This is a genomic window from Streptomyces sp. NPDC037126 (assembly GCF_055605965.1).
The window spans coordinates 109,308-126,275 of the sequence record NZ_JBVJTD010000017.1; the positions used below are offsets into that span (position 1 = coordinate 109,308).

Consider the following 16,968-nt stretch of genomic DNA (forward strand, 5'->3'; position numbering starts at 1 on the left):
CGCCATCTCATCCTCGCCCCGGAAAAAGCGGAGGAAGCGTGCAAGCGGATTCGACGGTGCTTCTCGTCGGCGCCACCGACCGTACGGTGAAGAAGGCGAAGGACCTGGGCCTGGATGTTCTCGTGCTCCAGCATCCCCAGAAACGTGCGGAGGCGCCGTGCGAACCGGCCGACGCCGTCCGGGTCGTGGACTACACGGATCTGACCGCGCTGGAAGCGGCGGCCCGTGAGCTGTGGAGCACCACGGGATTCACCGCTGTCCTGTCCCTCACGGAGCCTGGCCTGGAAGGCGCGGGCCTGATCAACGACCTGTTCGGCCTGGGCGGCACCGGGCTCGAGGCGGCCAGGCGCTTCAGGGACAAACTGGCCATGCGCCGTCGCCTGCTCACGGCCGGCGACGAAGCGGCCGGCGCCGCCGCGGCGCCGCTGGCGACGCGACGTGACCTCGACGAGTTCGCCGACCGCCACGGTTATCCGTTCGTCGTCAAACCGCGTAACGGCACGGGGAGTTACGGGGTGGTCAAGGTCACCGGCCCCGAAGCGGCGGACACGGCGTGGGACACGGTGAGCGCGCTGAACGGGCATCCCATGGCCCGCACGACCATGCCGTTCTCCGTCGATGGCTTCATGATGGAGGAATACATCGACGGGCCTCAGTTCAGCGCGGAGTCCTTCAGCTTCGACGGCCGTCACGTGGTGATCGGCATCACCGAGACGCATCTCGCCGCCGATGGTTTCGCGGCCTTCTCCCACACCATGCCCGCCCGGCTCGACACCGCCGCCCAGGCCGGCGTGCTCGACGCCGTGAGCCGTTTCCTCGACGCCATGGAGCTGCGCGACGGGCCCGCGCACACCGAGTTCAGGCTCGGCGGGCGAGGGCCGGTGGTCATCGAGTCGCACAACCGCTTCGGCGGCGGCGCCATCAACGAACTCGTGCGCGGCGCCTACGGAATCGATCTGGAAACCTACGCGCTCGGCTGGCCGTTCGGGCTGGTGCCCGAGATCTCCCGGCCGCCGCGGGCGCACGGCGCTGCCGCCGTCCGCTTCCTCGTCGGCGGCCCGGGGCGGGTGGAATCCATAACGGGAGTGGAGGACGCGCGGTCGCAGCCGGGTGTCCTGACGGCCCAGATGTGGGTGAAGCCGGGCGACACGGTCCGCCCGGTCGAGGATTCCTGGGACCGTCTGGGGCTGGTGGCCGCCACCGGGGCCACCGGCGACATGGCGGTCCGCCGTGCCGACGAGGTCCTCCGCGACACCATCCGGCTCCAGGTGCGGGGCGAGGACGGCGTTCTGCGGCACGCACGCATCGCCCTCCCGGACCGTCTCCCGCGCCGTCCGGCACACGGTGAGCCCGCCGTCGACATGGCCACAGCCGACTGATCCATGCCTGACCGAGCGGGTGCGCCGGCCACAGCGGCGTCATGACGCCCCGACGTCCCGACACCAACGCGACGAAGCTCCGGTGGACCGGGCGACCTCGACAAGTCGCCCTGGTGCACCGGAGCTTCGATGTGCCGCCGCACGATGTTCTGGGGCTGGGAGATGACCCGGCCGGACGTGCGGCCTTCACCGCCGGGGGACCGCCACCGTCTCAGTCCGCGCCGGTCGAAAGATAGCGTTCGCCGGAGTCGGGAAACACGGTGACGATCGTCGCCTCGGACCACTGTGGCTGCCGGGACACGATACGGGCGGCATGTGCCGCGGCCCCCGACGAGATCCCGGCGAGCAGTCCGGTGGCCCGGGTGATCTCCCGGCTGGTGGTGGCCGCGTCGTCATCCGATACCGCGATCACCTCGTCGATAAGCGCAAGGTCGGTGATTTCCGAGACGTAGCCCGCTCCGATCCCGGGGATGCAGTGCGGTCCCGCTTCGCCCCCCGAAAGGACGGGCGACCTGGTGGGCTCGACCGCGACCACATGGACATCGCGTCGTTCCTTGAAAAAACGCGCGATCCCGGTCAGCGTCCCGCCGGTGCCGACACCGCATACCAGCACATCCATTTCTCCCGCGGTGTCCCGCCACAGCTCGGGTCCGGTGGTCTCGTAGTGCGCCAGCACGTTGGCCGGGTTGGTGTCCTGGTGCGGAAGCCAGGAGCCGGGTATGGACTTCTGCAGCCGCTCCGCGTACGCCCATGCGGCCGGCAATCCGTCGCCGTGGGGCACGAGCCTGATCTCGGCCCCCAGCTTGCGCAGTATCAGCTGCCGTTCCACGGTGGCGTTGTCCGGCATCACGATGATGCAGCGGTGGCCGTGCAGGAGGGAGAGCGCGGCGAGGGAGATGCCGGTGCTCCCGGAGGAGCACTCGATCACCGTCCCGCCCGGCGGCAGCTCGCCCGACCGCTGGGCGGCACGGAACATGTAGAGCACCGCCCGGTCCTTGACGTTGGCGAGCGGGTTCAGCATCTCGAGCTTCGCCAGAGTCCGCGCACCCGCCGGGACGCCCGGCAGCCGATACCGCAGCAGGGGGGTGCCGCCGACCAGTTCCTCCATGGACTGGTAGATCCGGCCTTCCGGGCTCACGAGACTCCCGCCCCCCGGGCCGCCGCCAGGTGCGCGGCCGCGGTCTGTTCCAGATGGGTGATGTCGCTGGAGATCGTGGCGAAGGTGTAGCCGTCCGACAGCCACCGGGCCGCGCTCTGCCCGTCCATGCAGTGGATGCCGCTTGCGATACCCGCGTGTCGTGCGGCTTCGGCAATGGCGGCCGTCGCCTCCAGCAGCGCCGGCTGCACCGCGGGATCACCGAAGTAGCGTCCGCCGAGTGCCACGGACAGGTCGGCCGGTCCCAGGTAGACGGCGTCCAGGCCCGGAGTCGCGCAGATCTTCTCCAGGTCGTCCATGGCAGCCATCGTCTCGATCATGACGATGCAGACCACGCCCTCGTCGATCTCGGCCGGGACGTCACCGAGCCGGAACTGGGCCCGCACGGGGCCGGCCAGACTGCGGGTTCCGGCCGGCCAGTGCCTCGTGGCCCGCACCGCCATCGCCGCCTGTTCCGGCGATTCGACCATGGGCACGATCACGCCACGCGCTCCGGTGTCCAGAGCGGCACCGATGGCGACGGGGTCCACGGAGGGAACCCGGATCAGGCCCGCCGCGCGTTGTCCCGCGTCCACCGCCAGCATCGCGGCGTTCCACCCCGACTGCGACAGCACGCCGTGCTGGCCGTCGACCCCGATGTAGTCGTAGCCGAGCCGGGCGATGCGTTCGACCGCGACCGGGTTGTCGCACGAGATCCAGTAACCGGCAAGCTGCTCGCGGGCGCGGAGCCGCCGCGCAAACGAATCCGGCAACGCCATGTCTATTGCCCTCCCTCATCACCGTCGTCGGTATGGATCGTGTAGCTGCGTCTGCCGTCCAGGCCGACCGGCACGTCGCCGGTGACCGAGACCCGGTGCAGCAGCCGCCGGTGGCCGTCGTAGTCGTCGACGCCATAGTGCTGCGTGCAGCGATTGTCGAAAATGAGCACGTCTCCCGGCCGCCAGTTCCAGCGGACCTGGTGTTCCGGACGCAGTGCGTAGGACTGCAGCACGTCGATGATCGGCCGCGACTCCCGCAGGCTCATTCCCACCAGCCGCTGGGCGAAGCCGCCCAGGAACAGGGAGGGTTCGCCCGTCTCCGGGTGGACGCGGACGACCGGGTGCGCGGTCTCGAACCGCTTGGCCAAAAAGGCCCGGCGCACCTCGTCACCACGCTGGGTGGCGAGGCGCGGCTGTTCGGCCCGGTTGGTGTGCACCGCCCACAGCCGATCGGCGATCTCCCGCAACTCGGCGGGCAGGGCCCGGTAGCCGGCCTCGCCGCTTGCCACCAGCGTGTCTCCGCCGTAGGGCGGCAGCACCACACTGCGCAGCGTGGTTCCCAGCGACGGGGCCTCGGTGAAGCTGATGTCGCAATGCCAGTGGTTGGCCCGTTGGTCCTCCCCGTCCACGACGAGGACCTGCGGGCTCTGCTCGGCGGTCCGCATCAGCGGATGCCGGTGGGTGAGCGGGCCGAATCGGCCGGCGAAGGCCAACTGCTGCTCGTCGCTGATCTCCTGACGGCGGAAGAACAGCACCTTGTAATCAAGGAACGCCTTCTTGATCTCGGAGAACAGCTGGTCCGAGATCGTGGCACCCAAGTCGATACCGGTGATCTCGGCGCCTATGCGGCCGCCGATGCGCCGGATGTCGATGCCGCTCATGTACTCAACCCCCACTTCTTTCCCGGACCACGGGAGTGGTCTGCGCATGCCGTCCCCGCGCCAGCGCATCCTCCAGGCCGTTCAGAACCGCGTACGCGTCGTGCACGAGCGTCCCGGGATCCGCCGACTCCATGTAGAGAACTCCGCCGAGCCCCAACTTCCCGCCGCTGAGCTCGTATTTCGGCATGGGTGTCCCGTCCGGGATCGTCAGTCCCGGCACCGTCTCGATGCTCGTGCCGGGAGTCGCCAAGGACGGCCAGTCGACCCCGCGACTGTCCCAGACCAGGTCCTTCGACCAGGGCTCGCCCACGGCGTTCGTGGCGAGAAGGGACAGCGTGCAGGCGGCGCCCGTGGCGTCTTGCGGGGTCAGCATGGAATCCGGCGGGTCGGTCGGGAGTCCGAGCAGCGCATCCGCCAGCATCCCGACCAGATCACAGCCGTAGACGTGCTCGATCTGCGCGAGGATCATGGCGCCGCCGAATCGCGCGGCGGACTCGATCAGCGCGAGCCCCCCGTCCTCCATCAGCTTGATCTCCGTGTGCGTACCGCACGTTCGCAGCCCGAGCGCGTCGACCGCGGCGCGAGCCACCGATTCGACCGCACGCTGCAGCGGTACCGGCAGTTCGCACGGCGCGATGTTGCACAGCTCCATGAAGGGCGGGATCGTCGGCAGCCTCGACGTTATACAAACAGGGTGGTAGACCCCCTCGACGACGATTCCCTCCACGCTCAGATAGTCGCCGTAGCCGCTGCCGTCCTCCCACCATGACCGCGTCGTCCCCGGGATGATCTCCTCGGCGAGGAAGTCGTTCTCGGCACCCGGCACCTCCAGCATCAGGACGTTCGCCGCGTCCGCCGTCCTCATCACCGTCGTCGCCTCCTGCCACGCCGGCTCGATCTGCTCCTCGGAGGAGATGACGAGCTGCGCGGTCGAGCCGGCGCCCCACGCCGACTTCAGCAACAGCGGCGGCCGTAACTCGCGGAAGGCCCGGCGCAGGTCCGCCGCCGAGGCCACGGCCTGGTATGCCGGTTGCGGCACCCCGGCCTTCGCCCACGCGTCCCGCATCAGCCGCTTGTCGCGCGATGACGCCGCCCCCGCACCCGGGCCGGGAAGGCCCAGCCGGTCGGCCGCCAGCGCCACCGGAACCACCGTGTACTCCGACAGGCCGCACAGCGCGTCCGCACCGACACGGACGGCCGCCTCGACGATCGCGTCGACCAGCTCGTCCCCCTTCAGCCGCCGCTCATGGGCGGGAACGACCGAGGCGCAGAACTCCTTTGCCCCGGCCGGCAGCGGCCGGAGCGCGAGCACGTGGACCTCGCCCCGGGCGGCCAGCCGGGGCAGCGCGAAATCAAGGGGCGGACCGCTCTTGCTGTGCACCAGCAGGATGCGCTTTTTCACCGACTATTCCTTTACTCCGCATAGAATAGTATGCACATGGATCATCTCGGGGGGCCGCAGGTGCGCCTCGTGCGTGATCACCTCTACGGAAGTGAAACCACATTCCTCCATCCACTGCTTGTAGGTGGAGACCTTCTGCGGACCGCCCTCGGCCGTGCTGCAGCCAAGGAAGTACGCCGGGAAGAAATCCGCCTGGCTCGAGTCCTTCACGTCCTCCGGATAGGTCGGGACCAGGGCGTAGATCCGGCCGCCGGGTTCCAGGCACTCGTGCACGGCGCGAAGAACGCGGAATACGTTCTCCTTGCCGAGCTGATCCAGGAAGTGCTTCACCAGGACGACTTCAAAGCCCTTGGGAAGGCCGTCGTACACGTCGCCGCCGATGAAGGAGCAGGATTCCTCGACACCGTGCGCGCGGAAGTTCTCCAGCGCGTCGTCCTGCTTCTCCGGAAAATCGAAGCAGGCCACCTGCAGGTTCTTCTCCGGGTTGTACTTGCACGTCAGGATCGCGCCCAGTCCGGTATGCCCCGCCAGGTCGAGCACCTTGCTGCCGTACTCGATGTCGACGTTCTCGAAGAACCAGGGGTCGATGAGGGACGTGGTCTGATCCATCATCGCGGACCACGCGGCACGGAGCCCGTCGTGCTCGGCGCACGCCTCGTAGAGGTTGCCCTTGAACCCGAAGATCTTCTCCAGGCCCACCACCGTTCCCGTCCGGACGCTGTCGGCCAGGTGGTAGAGCTGCCGCAGACAGACCTCTTTGATCATGGTCATCAGGCGCATGGCCCGGGCGAACTCGTCGTCGGAGAGGCGGGCGAGGCCGCCGGCCCGGTAGCCGCCGGTGCTCTCGTCGTACGTGACGAGGTCTTCCTTGACGAGCAGGTGCAGCAGTTGCTCGACGGCGTCCGGCCGGACGCCGGCCACCGCGGCCATGTGCGCGGCCGACACCCCGGCACCGTCGTTTTCCCGGAGCTGGTCCAGGACCCCGAGCTCGTAGCAGGCGTACACGGTCATGAACCTGGTCGGGCCGACCGCAAGGTCCCGGAACCGCTCCAGGACGTGCTCGGACCCCGCCGGTGCTCTCGCGGGCGTGGTCATGTCCCTATCGCCTTCCACTGCTCGGGATTTCCGGCGTCGGCGAACATGGTGACCACCAGCTCCTCGGGGGGTAGCTCCGCGGCGATCTTGCGCGCGACCAGCCAGTTCGCCGAGGCGGACGTGCCGATCCGCGTGCCGGTCAGGCTGAAGAACTCCGCGGCGCCCTCGAGTGCTTCCGGATAGGAGACCTGGTAGTGCGCGGCGACGTCGTCCTCGTACGCCCTCACGAACGGCTGCTTGAGGCCGTATCCGAGTCCACCGGTGCCGCACAGTCCCTGGGGGGTCGCCGGAGCCCCGCCGTGCCCGTACGGGGACTCCGCCGGCGTGACGCCCACCGCCCGGACGCCGGGGCTGACGGTGCGCAGCATGTTCAGCACTCCGATGAGGGTTCCGCCCGTACCGATGGCGGCGACCCAGGTGTGCGGCCTGCGGCCGTCCAGCTGTTTCACGATCTCCGTGCCCGTCGTCGCCTGATGCATGGTCAGGTTGACGGGGTTGACGTGCTGGAACAGAAGCCGCCAGGAGCCGTCGCCGTCCGCGATCCGCAGCGCCTGCCTGATCGTGCCGAGGAAGCCCTCCTCCTGCGGAGCGATGTCCACCGTGGTCCCGCGGGAGCGCAACGTGTCCAGCACGCTGTCCGACGTGAACGACGCCACGACCAGGCGCAGGGGGATGTCCGCTTCCGCGCACAGGTACGACAGCGCCAGACCCAGGTTCCCGCCCGAGTACTCCACCAACCGGAGCTCCTCCGCCGGCCGTTCTCCGTGGCGCCTGATGGCGTCGCACACCAGCGCGTACGCCACGCGGTCCTTTACCGAGCCCGCCGGATTTCCCCATTCGCACTTCGCGAGAATGGTCGCGCCACCGGGCCTCGACGGGACCTCGATGAGCGGCGTGTCCCCGAGCCGCTCACGAAATCGGGCCAGCCCTGGATACCGTTCATGGATGGCGGCCACGCTCTGCAGCTCGGTCTCGGCGACCTGATTGAACGGCTTCAGTAGTTCGTCCACTACCGGCGCCAAAATCTTCCGGACCTCGTCCATTGGAATTCCTCTCCGCCGTCTCGTTCCCCCCGGCAGCTTCCGCCGGCGGGAATGACGGGCGCCTCGCATGCTTCACAGCATGCGCTGGGCGGAAAGTCCAAGCCATATCCCATATTGCTGACACCCCGGCCCGCCGCGGCCGTCCCATCCCGGTTCGAGCGGTGCTCGAGCCGTGCTCGACCGGAGCGAGATTGCGGCGCCGCAGAATATCGGTCGTGACAGCAGCCAGATGCCGGGCAGCGCCCGAGACCCACGACGGCGCCACCCGTGAATCTATAGAACGGGCAATCGAGTACATCTGGGAGAGGTACAGCGAGCCGGTCTCGCTGGACGAGCTCTCGAAGACCGCCCTGCTCAGCCGCTTCCACTTCGCCCGAACATTTCGGGACATCACCGGTGTCACCCCTGGCCGGTTTCTCTCCGCGGTACGCATCCATCAGGCAAAACACCTGCTGATCAATACCTCGAGAACCATCACGGACATCTCGTCCGCCGTCGGATATCAGAGCCTGGGGTCGTTCACGAACTACTTCACGCAAAGTGTCGGCATGCCACCGAGCCAGTTCCGTCACCTCGTTGAGGGCACCGTACTCGATCTTCTCCCGCCGAAGAACAACGTGCCTTCGTCACGCGGCACGGCGGCCGTGACGATTTCCTTTCCCGGCGGGTGCTCGGGCCTGCGGGTGTACGCGGGGATCTTCCCGTCCCCCATCCTGCAGAGCCCGCCCGTCGCCGCGAAGATCGTCGATGCGGCCGACGGCCACCCCTTGCGCTGTGTCCTGCCGAACGTCCCGCCCGGCACGTGGTTCGTCCATGCCGTCGCGGCCGCGCGTGCCACCGGCCGGGGCCAACGCCCCCACCAGCCGCTGTTCGTGGGCCGGCGCGATTCGGTGACGGTCGGGGCTCATACGGCCCTTCTCGTGTCGATGCGCCTGCGGCCGACCAGGCCGACCGATCCGCCGATCCTGCTCGCGCTGCCGGATCTGCGCTCGCTCCCCACGTCCCGTCCGGCCGCGGACCAGGTCGGCTGAACAGCATGCCCGGTCGGCTGACATCGGCCTCGGACGCCGGCCCCCTTCGCCGTCCGACCAAGATTTCGAGGTATACATGATCACCGCCGACGTGCACCGGAACCTGAAGCTGCGAATCGGAGTCGGGTTCGTCCGGAAGTTCCTGGACATCATGCTCGCCCCGCTGATGGTGATCCACTTCTCGCACCTGTACGGCGCCGCGACGGCGGGACTCATGACCTTCGCGATCGCCGTCGCCGTCGTCGGGTGCGCGTTCGTCGGCGGCCACATGTCCGACACCCTCGGCCGGCGCCCCACCCTCCTGGCCGGCGAGATCGGCAGCGCCGCGGCCCTCGTGCTGCTCGCGCTGGCGAACTCGCCGTGGTGGCACTCGGGAACCGCGACCTTCTGCTGCTATCTGCTCAGCACCAGCCTCTTCGGCATCGCGGTACCCGCCAACGACGCGATGATGGTGGACATCTCCACCCCACAGACGCGTGCGCAGATCTACACGATCAACTACTGGTCGATCAACGTGGCGTTCCTCCTGGGTTCCCTCGTGGGCGGCTTCGCCTTCGGCGGGTACTTCTTCTACCTCCTCGCCGGCGCCGCCGTGCTGGCGAGCCTCATCGCACTCGTCACCCTGGTCGCGATCAGCGAGACCGCACCGCTCGGCCACGCCGGCCAGGTGCAGGACCGAGGCTGGCTGAAGACGCTGCTGGGCAGCTACATGACGGCGCTGCGCGACAACGTCCTCGCCCGACTGGTCCTGTCCGCCCTGCTGATCCGGAGCGTCGAGATCCAGATCTCGTACTACATCGCCGTGCGCCTCAGCAAGGAGTTCGGGCGGCACCAGCTCCTCGGCATCGGCCCGTGGCGGCCGACCGTCGACGGCGTCGAGATGCTCGGCATCCTCCGGGCGGCCAACACCCTCATCGTGGTCTGCCTGGCGCTGTTCGCCGCGTGGCTGTTCGGCCGCCTGTCCGACCGGCAGCGCATCTTCGGCGGCATCACCCTCTTCACCGCCGGATACATGGTCTGGGGAGCGAGCAACGCCCCCTGGCTGCTGCTCGCGGCCGCGGTGGTGCTCACCGTCGGCGAGATCATGTCGGTGCCGATCCGGCAGGTCCTGCTGGCCGATCTGGTGCCCGCCGAGGACCGGAGCAGGTACATGGCCGTGTACCAGATCAACGTACAGCTGGGGATGATCGTCGCCTCGCTCTGCCTGGCCATCGGCGTGCTGGTCCCGGCGGTCGGAATGAGCGTGCTCTTCGGGCTCTTCGGAGCCGGCGCGATGCTCCTCTACCGGTCCCTCTTCCGCGAGCGCGACGCGCGCACGGCCGCCCCGCAGCCCCTCCTCGCCCAGGAAAACGGAGCGCAGCGATGACAGACAAGATCCTCATGGTGATGCCGTGGCGGGCGTACGTGCGCAAGGCCACCGAGGAGGGCTTTCGGGTCTTCTCCATCTGGGACCCGGACCGCATCCCGCAGGACCACCGGGACGAGGTCGCGCGCTACTCCGAGGAACTCCTGTTCACCGACTTCCGGGACATCGCCGGGCTGCGCCGGCTGGTGGCCGAGACGGCCACGCGGCTGGGCGTCTCACATGTTCTGCACCTGGGCAACGAGGACACCCAGCTACCGGTCTGCGAGGAGGCGCACGCGCTGGGGCTCGCCCCGAATCCACCGGCGGCGCTGCGCGTCATCAACGACAAGACGGCGATGCGGCAGCTGCTGCGCGAGCGGGGTCTGTCGCCGGTGCGGGCGCGCGTGGCCGAATCGGCGCGGGAGGCCCGGGCGTTGCTGGCGGAGTTCGAGCTGCCCGTCGTGGCCAAGCCGGCTCTTCTCTCCGGCAGCCGCGGCGTACGGCTCATCCACGAGGCGCGGGACATGGACGACTGGGAGGAGCAGCTCGCCGACCAGGGCTATGCGGGTCCCGTGCTGATCGAGGAGTACCTGCGCGGGCCCGAGTTCAGCGTCGAAACGCTGACCGCGCAGGGATCCCACCACCTCGTGGGCGTCACGGCCAAGCGGAAGACGCCGCCGCCCGGCTTCACCGAGATCGGGCACGTGCACCCCGCGTCCATGGCCGGACCCGATCGGGCCGCGGTCACCGACCTGGTCCTGCGGTTCCTGAACGAGACCGGCTACCGGTTCGGCCCGGCGCACACCGAGGTCATCCTGACGCCGGACGGTCCGAGAATCGTCGAGTCGCAGACCCGCGCCCCGGGCGATCGGATCCACCGAGCCATCGCGCTCGCCTCCGGGTTCGACATCGAGGCGGCCGTCTTCCGCGCGCTCATCGGCAAACCGATCCAGGTCGACGCCGCCCACCGGGTGGGGTGCGTCTCCTTCTTCCAACTCCGTCCCGGACGGCTCGTATCCGTGGAGGGGCTGGACGCCATCCGTGCGCTCCCCTTCGTGCACGAGCTGAAGTTCCCCTTCGCGCCGGGCGACACGGTCCCGGAGATCAGGAACTCCGGAAGCCGGCACGGCCATGTCGTGATCGACGCCGCGTCCGAGCAGGAAGCGGACCGCCGGATCGCCGTCGTGCGCGGCCTGTTGCGCGCCACGACGGCCCCCGGCCCCTCGGACCACCAAGGTCCGTGACGAGCCCGGTCCGTGTCCCGGCCCGCCGGGGCGGGACACGGTTCTCCGCGTGGACGGGAAGCCGCGGACCCAGGCCCTGGGCCGCTGCCGACCGCTCTCGCCGATGACGTCCGGGGCGCCCGAGCGCCGCAGTCACGACCGCGTGCGCGCGGGCACGTCGCCAGGGCGCCGGGGGCGCGGTCAGCGGCCCCCGACGGCCCCGGTACGTCATGGGCGGACGCTCTCCGTGGCGAGCGCTCGCCGCGACATGTCGGCCGCGAGCCAGCGCCCGGTGGGGCTGCCGAAGCTCCGGTCGCCCGCGTCCCAGACCACCTCTCCCGCCCTGATGGTGGTCAGCACCTTGCCGGCCATCGTCCATCCCTCATAGGCCGACCAGCCGCACTTGGCGTGTATGTCGTGCGCGGAGAGCATCCACGGATCATCCGGCCCGAAGATCGTCAGGTCCGCGTCGGCGCCCTGCTCCAGGCGGCCCTTCCCCGGCAGCCGGAAGAGCGCTGCCGGCCTGGCCGCGAGGTGATCGACGAGCCGCATGATCGCCACGTCGGAGGACTCGTCGAGCCACCGTCGGCGCATCCCCGTCCAGACGGCGACGGCGAGCTCCTGCACGCCGGGAATCCCGGGCGGAGCGTCCGGGATCGGCAGGAGCTTCTCCGCCCTGGTGTGCGGAGCGTGGTCACTGCCCAGTGTGGCGACCTCGCCGCGGCGCAACGCCGCCCAGAGCCGGTCCTGGTCGGCCGTGGAACGGATGGCCGGCGACAGGCGGGTACGCGCTCCGGTCCGCAGCGTGTCGTGGTCGGTGAACGACAGGTGGTGCGCGGTCACCTCGAAGGTGAGCGGCAGCCCGTCGGCGTGCGCGGCCGCGAGCAGGTCGACCTCCTCCGCGCTGGACACGTGCAGGATGTGCGCCTTCGTTCCGTGGCGGCGCACCAGCTCGATGACATCCGCCACGGCCGCGATTCCGCTGCTGCGCGGCCGTGACCGTTCGTAGGCGGCGTAGTCCCGAAGCCGCCCCCGCACGCCGTCGAGCAGCGTGAACAGGGTGTCCCGCTCGGCGTGCAGCACCAGTTGCACACCGCCGGCAGCGGCGGCGGTGAAGATCCTCTCCAGCTGGTCCCGGTCCCGCACGACCGTCGGCGCGGTCTGGTGCCCGGCCATGAAGACCTTGGCACTGGTGGCGATCGCGGGGTCGAGGTCGGCGAGCAGTTCGGGCCGTTCCGGGTCGGCGCCCAGATGGAACCGGTAGTCGACCAGCGACGACCCGGCCACCAACGCGGCCTTCGCCGCTATCGCTTCCGGCGTCAGTCCCGGAGGCTTCGTGTTCGGCATGTCGATGACCGTGGTGACGCCGCCCGCCACGGCGGCCCGGCCGGCGTGCTCCCAGTCCTCCTTGTGCTCCAGGCCCGGCGTGCGGAAGTGCACATGCGAGTCGATCAGCCCGGGCAGCACGTAGGCGTCGCCGGCATCGAGCCGTGGCACCCCCGGGGCGGCCTCGTCGATGTCGGTGATGGCGCCGATCCGGCCCGCGGACACGACGACCGCGCCCGGCCGCACCCCCGTCGGCGTGACGAGGCGCCCGGTCACCACGAGATCGGCACGCTCCCGGCTCAGCTCTCCCATGACTGCGCCACCAACTCTCGGCACAGCTCGTTGGTCGGGCCCATCAGGGCGACCGCCCGGGCGTCAGCGGTCAACCGGTTCAGCCGGTGGTCGACGACGTAACCGGCAGAGCCGAGCATGCGGGAGACCTCCAGGCACATCTGCTCGGCGGCGGCCGAGGCGTGCAGCTTGGCCTGCAGCGTGGTCCGGCCCGGATCGTCCGACGACCGATGGCCCGCGCGCACGACGAAGGCACGCGCCGACTCCAGCAGCGTGCTGAGCGCGACCATCTCGTGCCGGACGGTCTGGGCCCGTGTCCCGTCGAGGCGGGCACGGTGTCCGGCGGCGAGGTCGTACACCGCCTGGGCGATGCCGATCGACACCGCGCCGAGCGTCGCGCCGCTCTCCCGCACGCCGGCGATGACGGCCGTCGCCTGCCCGAGCGGTCCCAGGCGATCGCCGTCGGCGACCTCGCAGCCGCTGAGCCGGACGAAGCCCGTCGCGGATCCGCGCATGCCGACCAGTTCCAGGCTCAGATCGGGGATCAGCCCGGGGTTGTCGCCGTGCACGAGGAAGAAGGTCTGGCCGGCCGAGCCGTAACTGCTGCGCGGGTCGTCCTGTTCCTCCGACGTCTGCACGAGCACGAGGTAGAGGTCCGCGACACCGGCGCCGGTGGTGAACGCCTTCGCGCCGCTCAACAGCCATCGATCGCCCGGGAGTCGCTCGGCGGTGGACGCCAGCCGCTTCTTGGCGGCACCCGCCCCCGTCTCACTCCACGCCGAAGCCGCGAGGAACTCGCCCGAGGCCAGAGCCGGCAGGTACCTCGCCTTCTGCTCGTCGGTGCCCCACTCGTCGATGCGCGCGCACACCGCGAAATGCTGGAACAAGATGATCGCCACGGACGGGTTCACCGTCGCCACCTGCTCCACGACCCGGTTCACAGCCGCGGCGTCACCCCCGGCGCCTCCGTACGCCTCCGGGACGGCGGTAGCGAGCAGTCCCGAAGCCCGCAGTCTCGACAGCACCGACCTGTCGGGCTTGCCGATGACGGCGGCTTGGGCATCGGACTCGCGCAACATGTCCAGGACCGGCGGCGCGAGGGTGGGCCCGACCGTGCGGACGACGTCCTCTGTGCGGATCAGGCTGGAAGCGACAGACATTCTCCGAACTCCCTGGGTTGGAAACGGGTGAGCGATTCGGGGAAGAACGGGCCGTGGTACCGGACGGTCTTGTTGCCCACGGCGACCCAGGCGAGTTCGGTGCGGCCGTCGCCGATCCGGGTGGTGGCGGTGACCGCCGTGCTCCCGCCGGTGGTCCGGATGTCCACCTGCCCGCCGAGACATCCCACGTCCCGTGCCGCGAGCCATGGAATCGTCCCCGGAATGCAACTCGCCGCCCCCAGGCAGACCGCGCCGGTCAGCGCCAGCGTGGGATGCCAGCCGGGCACGGTCACGGCCCGAGCCGCTATCCGGCCGGCCCCGTCGGGCACGACGACCGCGATCTTGGGGAACGCCCCGTCGGGCGACCAGTCGAGCAACCGGGCCGCCGCCCCACGGATCCGTTCCAGCCGGTCGAACAGGTCGGGCCCCCCGGTGAACAGTTCCGCGGCGTCGGTCACCCCGGCTTCCCGCGCCCCGACGAAGACGTACGGATTGCCGGAGGAGACCATGGAGACGGTCACCTTCTCGTCTTCCACGTCGAGAGTCGTCTGCGGCTCGTCCCGCAGCAGCAGACCTGCCACCGGGACCGGGGGAGTGTGCAGGAAGTACATCGTGCACCTGGCGGTCTCCCGGTCGGCCTCCTCGGTCTCGCACACGAGGTGATCGCCGTTGTTGAGGACGTGCACCCGGACCCGGTCCCCGGGGCCCTGCCGGGGAAGCATCCCGGACCGCCCGGCGGCCATCACGGAGCACAGCACGGAGTGCCCGCACGAGCCGCGCAGATCGAACCGCGCCAAACCGTCCGGAAGCGCCTGGATGAAGCGGTAGTCGAGATCGAACAGCGGGTGCGACGACGGCTCGATCAGCGCGATCTTGAGTATGTGCGCCCCGCCGGCCAGAACCAGCCGCCGGCGGACCTCGGTGAGGGCCTCCAGGAGCGGCCCCCGCTCTCTCGGAAACTGCCGCGCGTCGAGGACGAGGGTGGGGCAGGGACTCCCGGACGCATAAGCGATGTGACCGATCACGCGACCATCGCTCCCCTCACGGCCCCCGCCCGTGCGCCCGGCCGGAACTGCTCCCGCCAGACCTCGTGCACCAGCAGGGCCCAGATCGTCAGCGCCGCGGTGTCGTCCGGACGGCCGGCCTGGGCTGTGAAGAGGTTCCGCACGGCGCCGGGGTCGAGCTGGCCCGCAGCGCGCAGCCGGCTCGCGCCGAGCATGTCCCCGGCGAAGTCCCACAGCGGCTGCCCAGGGGTGAGCATCGCGGTGAGAGGCAGGGTGAAGGGCTGCTTGGGGCGGTTCAGGACATCCTTGGGCAGCAGTCCGGAGGCGGCGGAGTAGAGCGCCCGCTTGACCCGCCCGCCGCTGATGCGCATGCGGTCGGGCAGCGCCCGCCCGAAGGCGACGACGTCGCGCTGGCAGTACGGCAGCCGCACCTCGACCGAGTGCGCCATGCTCAGGTGATCCACGCGGCGCAGGTGATACGCGGGCAGGCGGTACTCCATCTCGAACGCCGTGATCCGCCCCAACGGATCGTCGCCGTCGTCGCGAAGGAGATGACTCGCCCCCTCGGGAAGCGGCGCCGCCAGGTCCACCTCGGCGGCGTAGTCCCTGGTGTAGAGCAGGCCTCTCAGCCGCGCGGGGGCGACGGCGAGGGCATCCGAGTACGCCGCACGCCACTGTCCGGGGGCCTGCGCCGCCGCGCGCATCCGGTCGTAGCCGCCGAAGACCTCGTCCGCGCCGTCGCCGGTCAGCGCCACCTTGAAGCCGGCCTCCCGTACGGCGCGGAACAGGGCGTAGGTGCTGAGCGTGATCGGGTCGGCGTTCGGCTGGCCCAGGTGCCACACGACGTCCGCCATCAGGTCGGGGAAGGCGGCCGGATCGATCTCCACCTGGTGGTAGACCGCTCCGGTCCGCTCCGCGATCTGGCGCGCGTACCGCCGCTCGTCCCCGGGCCAGGAGCCCTTGTAGGAGAGGTTGAAGGTGTGCAGGTCGCTGCCGTCCTCTGCGGCGAACGCCGTGACCAGGCCGGAGTCGAGCCCGCCGGAGGTGATCGAGGCGAGCGGGACGTCGGCCACCCGGAGCCGGCGCACCTCGTTCCGAAGCAGCGCGCGCAGCCGGCCGGGTGTGTCGTCGCCGGGCAACGGGCCCGGCCGGGGCGGCTTCCGGCGCAGGACGCGCAACCCCGAGGCCCGGTCGCAGACCGCCGTGGCCGCCGGCGGCAACACCTTGATGTCGGCGAACATCGTCTGCTCGCCGAAGGGCGTCTTCGTCGCGAGGTACGCGTCCAGACCCGGCGCCCAGACGGTGCTCGACACCGCGTCGAACGCGAGCAGGGCGGGGATCTCCGAGGAGAAATGAAGCGCTCCCGACGCCGGATCCCACCGGTAGTACAACGGCTTCATGCCCACGTGATCGGTGGCGAGCACCAGCCGCGGCTCGGCGCGCTGGTCGAGGACGGCGATCGCGTACATGCCGTCCAAGTGCTCGGTGAAATCGTCGCCGTACACGTCGTACAACGCCGGGAGAATCGACCCGTCGCAGCGGTCGGAAAAGGTGTAACCCCGCGCCCGCAGCCGCTGTCGGAGCTCGTCGTGGTTGTAGATCTCGCCGTTGAAGACGATTCGTATGCGACCGTCCAGGAGTTCGTACGGCTGCCGGCCGCCGTCCAGATCCATGATGGCCAGCCGGTTGTTCCCGACGGACCACATCGCGTCGTGCACGCTGCCCTGGCCATCGGGGCCGCCGTGCCGCTGAAGCGCGCCGACCGTCTGAAGTTCGCGTGGGGTCACCACGCCATTAAAGTGGCCAAATATCCGACACATCGCCCGACTCTCGCCTGTGTGAATTAATTGGAACTGGACTATCAGTACCGATGC

Annotated in this window: 14 protein-coding genes; 4 read left to right on the forward strand and 10 right to left on the reverse strand. The window is 69.9% G+C overall.

All coding sequences use genetic code 11. The annotated features are described in order from the left end of the window. Positions 1-38: 38 nt before the first annotated feature. Complete coding sequence (locus tag ACZ7FF_RS31495) at positions 39-1,379, forward strand: ATP-grasp domain-containing protein (protein WP_470816426.1); 1,341 nt, start codon at positions 39-41, stop codon at positions 1,377-1,379. 211 nt (positions 1,380-1,590) lie between these two features. Here ACZ7FF_RS31495 and ACZ7FF_RS31500 read toward each other — a convergent pair whose 3' ends face one another. The 6 genes from ACZ7FF_RS31500 to ACZ7FF_RS31525 are packed head-to-tail and all read right to left on the reverse strand — an operon-like array spanning position 1,591 to position 7,714. Beyond that, positions 1,591-2,487, reverse strand: coding sequence for a PLP-dependent cysteine synthase family protein (locus ACZ7FF_RS31500; protein ID WP_470816556.1), 897 nt, complete (start codon positions 2,485-2,487; stop codon positions 1,591-1,593). A gap of 26 nt (positions 2,488-2,513) precedes the next feature. Next, the gene (locus tag ACZ7FF_RS31505) at positions 2,514-3,293 is read right to left on the reverse strand and encodes an HpcH/HpaI aldolase family protein (RefSeq protein ID WP_470816427.1); all 780 of its coding nucleotides are present in this window, start codon (positions 3,291-3,293) and stop codon (positions 2,514-2,516) included. Positions 3,294-3,295: 2 nt separating this feature from the next. Next, positions 3,296-4,174, reverse strand: a complete 879-nt coding sequence (locus ACZ7FF_RS31510; RefSeq protein WP_470816429.1) for a TauD/TfdA dioxygenase family protein — start codon at positions 4,172-4,174, stop codon at positions 3,296-3,298. Positions 4,175-4,178: 4 nt separating this feature from the next. Next, positions 4,179-5,576: an ATP-grasp domain-containing protein gene (locus tag ACZ7FF_RS31515; RefSeq protein WP_470816431.1), complete on the reverse strand. Its 1,398-nt coding sequence runs from the start codon at positions 5,574-5,576 to the stop codon at positions 4,179-4,181. A 3-nt stretch (positions 5,577-5,579) separates the two neighbouring features. Continuing rightward, positions 5,580-6,671: a methyltransferase gene (locus ACZ7FF_RS31520; RefSeq protein ID WP_470816433.1), complete on the reverse strand. Its 1,092-nt coding sequence runs from the start codon at positions 6,669-6,671 to the stop codon at positions 5,580-5,582. Beyond that, entirely contained in the window at positions 6,668-7,714 is a 1,047-nt protein-coding gene (locus ACZ7FF_RS31525; RefSeq protein WP_470816435.1) for a PLP-dependent cysteine synthase family protein, read from the reverse strand. The genes ACZ7FF_RS31520 and ACZ7FF_RS31525 overlap by 4 nt, the downstream gene beginning before the upstream one ends. A gap of 215 nt (positions 7,715-7,929) precedes the next feature. Between ACZ7FF_RS31525 and ACZ7FF_RS31530 the strand changes: the two genes are divergently transcribed. From ACZ7FF_RS31530 to ACZ7FF_RS31540, 3 genes are all read left to right on the forward strand, one after another. Then, positions 7,930-8,745, forward strand: coding sequence for a helix-turn-helix domain-containing protein (locus ACZ7FF_RS31530; RefSeq protein WP_470816436.1), 816 nt, complete (start codon positions 7,930-7,932; stop codon positions 8,743-8,745). A 76-nt stretch (positions 8,746-8,821) separates the two neighbouring features. Further along, positions 8,822-10,111 (forward strand): MFS transporter, encoded by a 1,290-nt coding sequence (locus tag ACZ7FF_RS31535; protein ID WP_470816438.1) that lies wholly within the window; start codon positions 8,822-8,824, stop codon positions 10,109-10,111. Continuing rightward, on the forward strand, positions 10,108-11,334 hold the full coding sequence (locus tag ACZ7FF_RS31540) for an ATP-grasp domain-containing protein (protein ID WP_470816440.1): 1,227 nt from the start codon (positions 10,108-10,110) through the stop codon (positions 11,332-11,334). Before ACZ7FF_RS31535 ends, ACZ7FF_RS31540 begins: the two co-directional genes overlap by 4 nt. Positions 11,335-11,541: 207 nt before the next feature. Here ACZ7FF_RS31540 and ACZ7FF_RS31545 read toward each other — a convergent pair whose 3' ends face one another. Genes ACZ7FF_RS31545 through asnB form a run of 4 tightly spaced genes read right to left on the reverse strand, consistent with a single transcriptional unit; the run spans position 11,542 to position 16,914 of the window. Further along, positions 11,542-12,951, reverse strand: coding sequence for a dihydroorotase (locus ACZ7FF_RS31545; RefSeq protein WP_470816443.1), 1,410 nt, complete (start codon positions 12,949-12,951; stop codon positions 11,542-11,544). Then, the gene (locus ACZ7FF_RS31550; protein ID WP_470816444.1) at positions 12,939-14,090 is read right to left on the reverse strand and encodes an acyl-CoA dehydrogenase family protein; all 1,152 of its coding nucleotides are present in this window, start codon (positions 14,088-14,090) and stop codon (positions 12,939-12,941) included. The genes ACZ7FF_RS31545 and ACZ7FF_RS31550 overlap by 13 nt, the downstream gene beginning before the upstream one ends. Next, the gene (locus tag ACZ7FF_RS31555; protein WP_470816446.1) at positions 14,069-15,115 is read right to left on the reverse strand and encodes a PrpF domain-containing protein; all 1,047 of its coding nucleotides are present in this window, start codon (positions 15,113-15,115) and stop codon (positions 14,069-14,071) included. Before ACZ7FF_RS31555 ends, ACZ7FF_RS31550 begins: the two co-directional genes overlap by 22 nt. After that, the gene (gene asnB / locus ACZ7FF_RS31560; RefSeq protein WP_470816447.1) at positions 15,112-16,914 is read right to left on the reverse strand and encodes an asparagine synthase (glutamine-hydrolyzing); all 1,803 of its coding nucleotides are present in this window, start codon (positions 16,912-16,914) and stop codon (positions 15,112-15,114) included. The genes ACZ7FF_RS31555 and asnB overlap by 4 nt, the downstream gene beginning before the upstream one ends. Positions 16,915-16,968 lie beyond the last annotated feature (54 nt).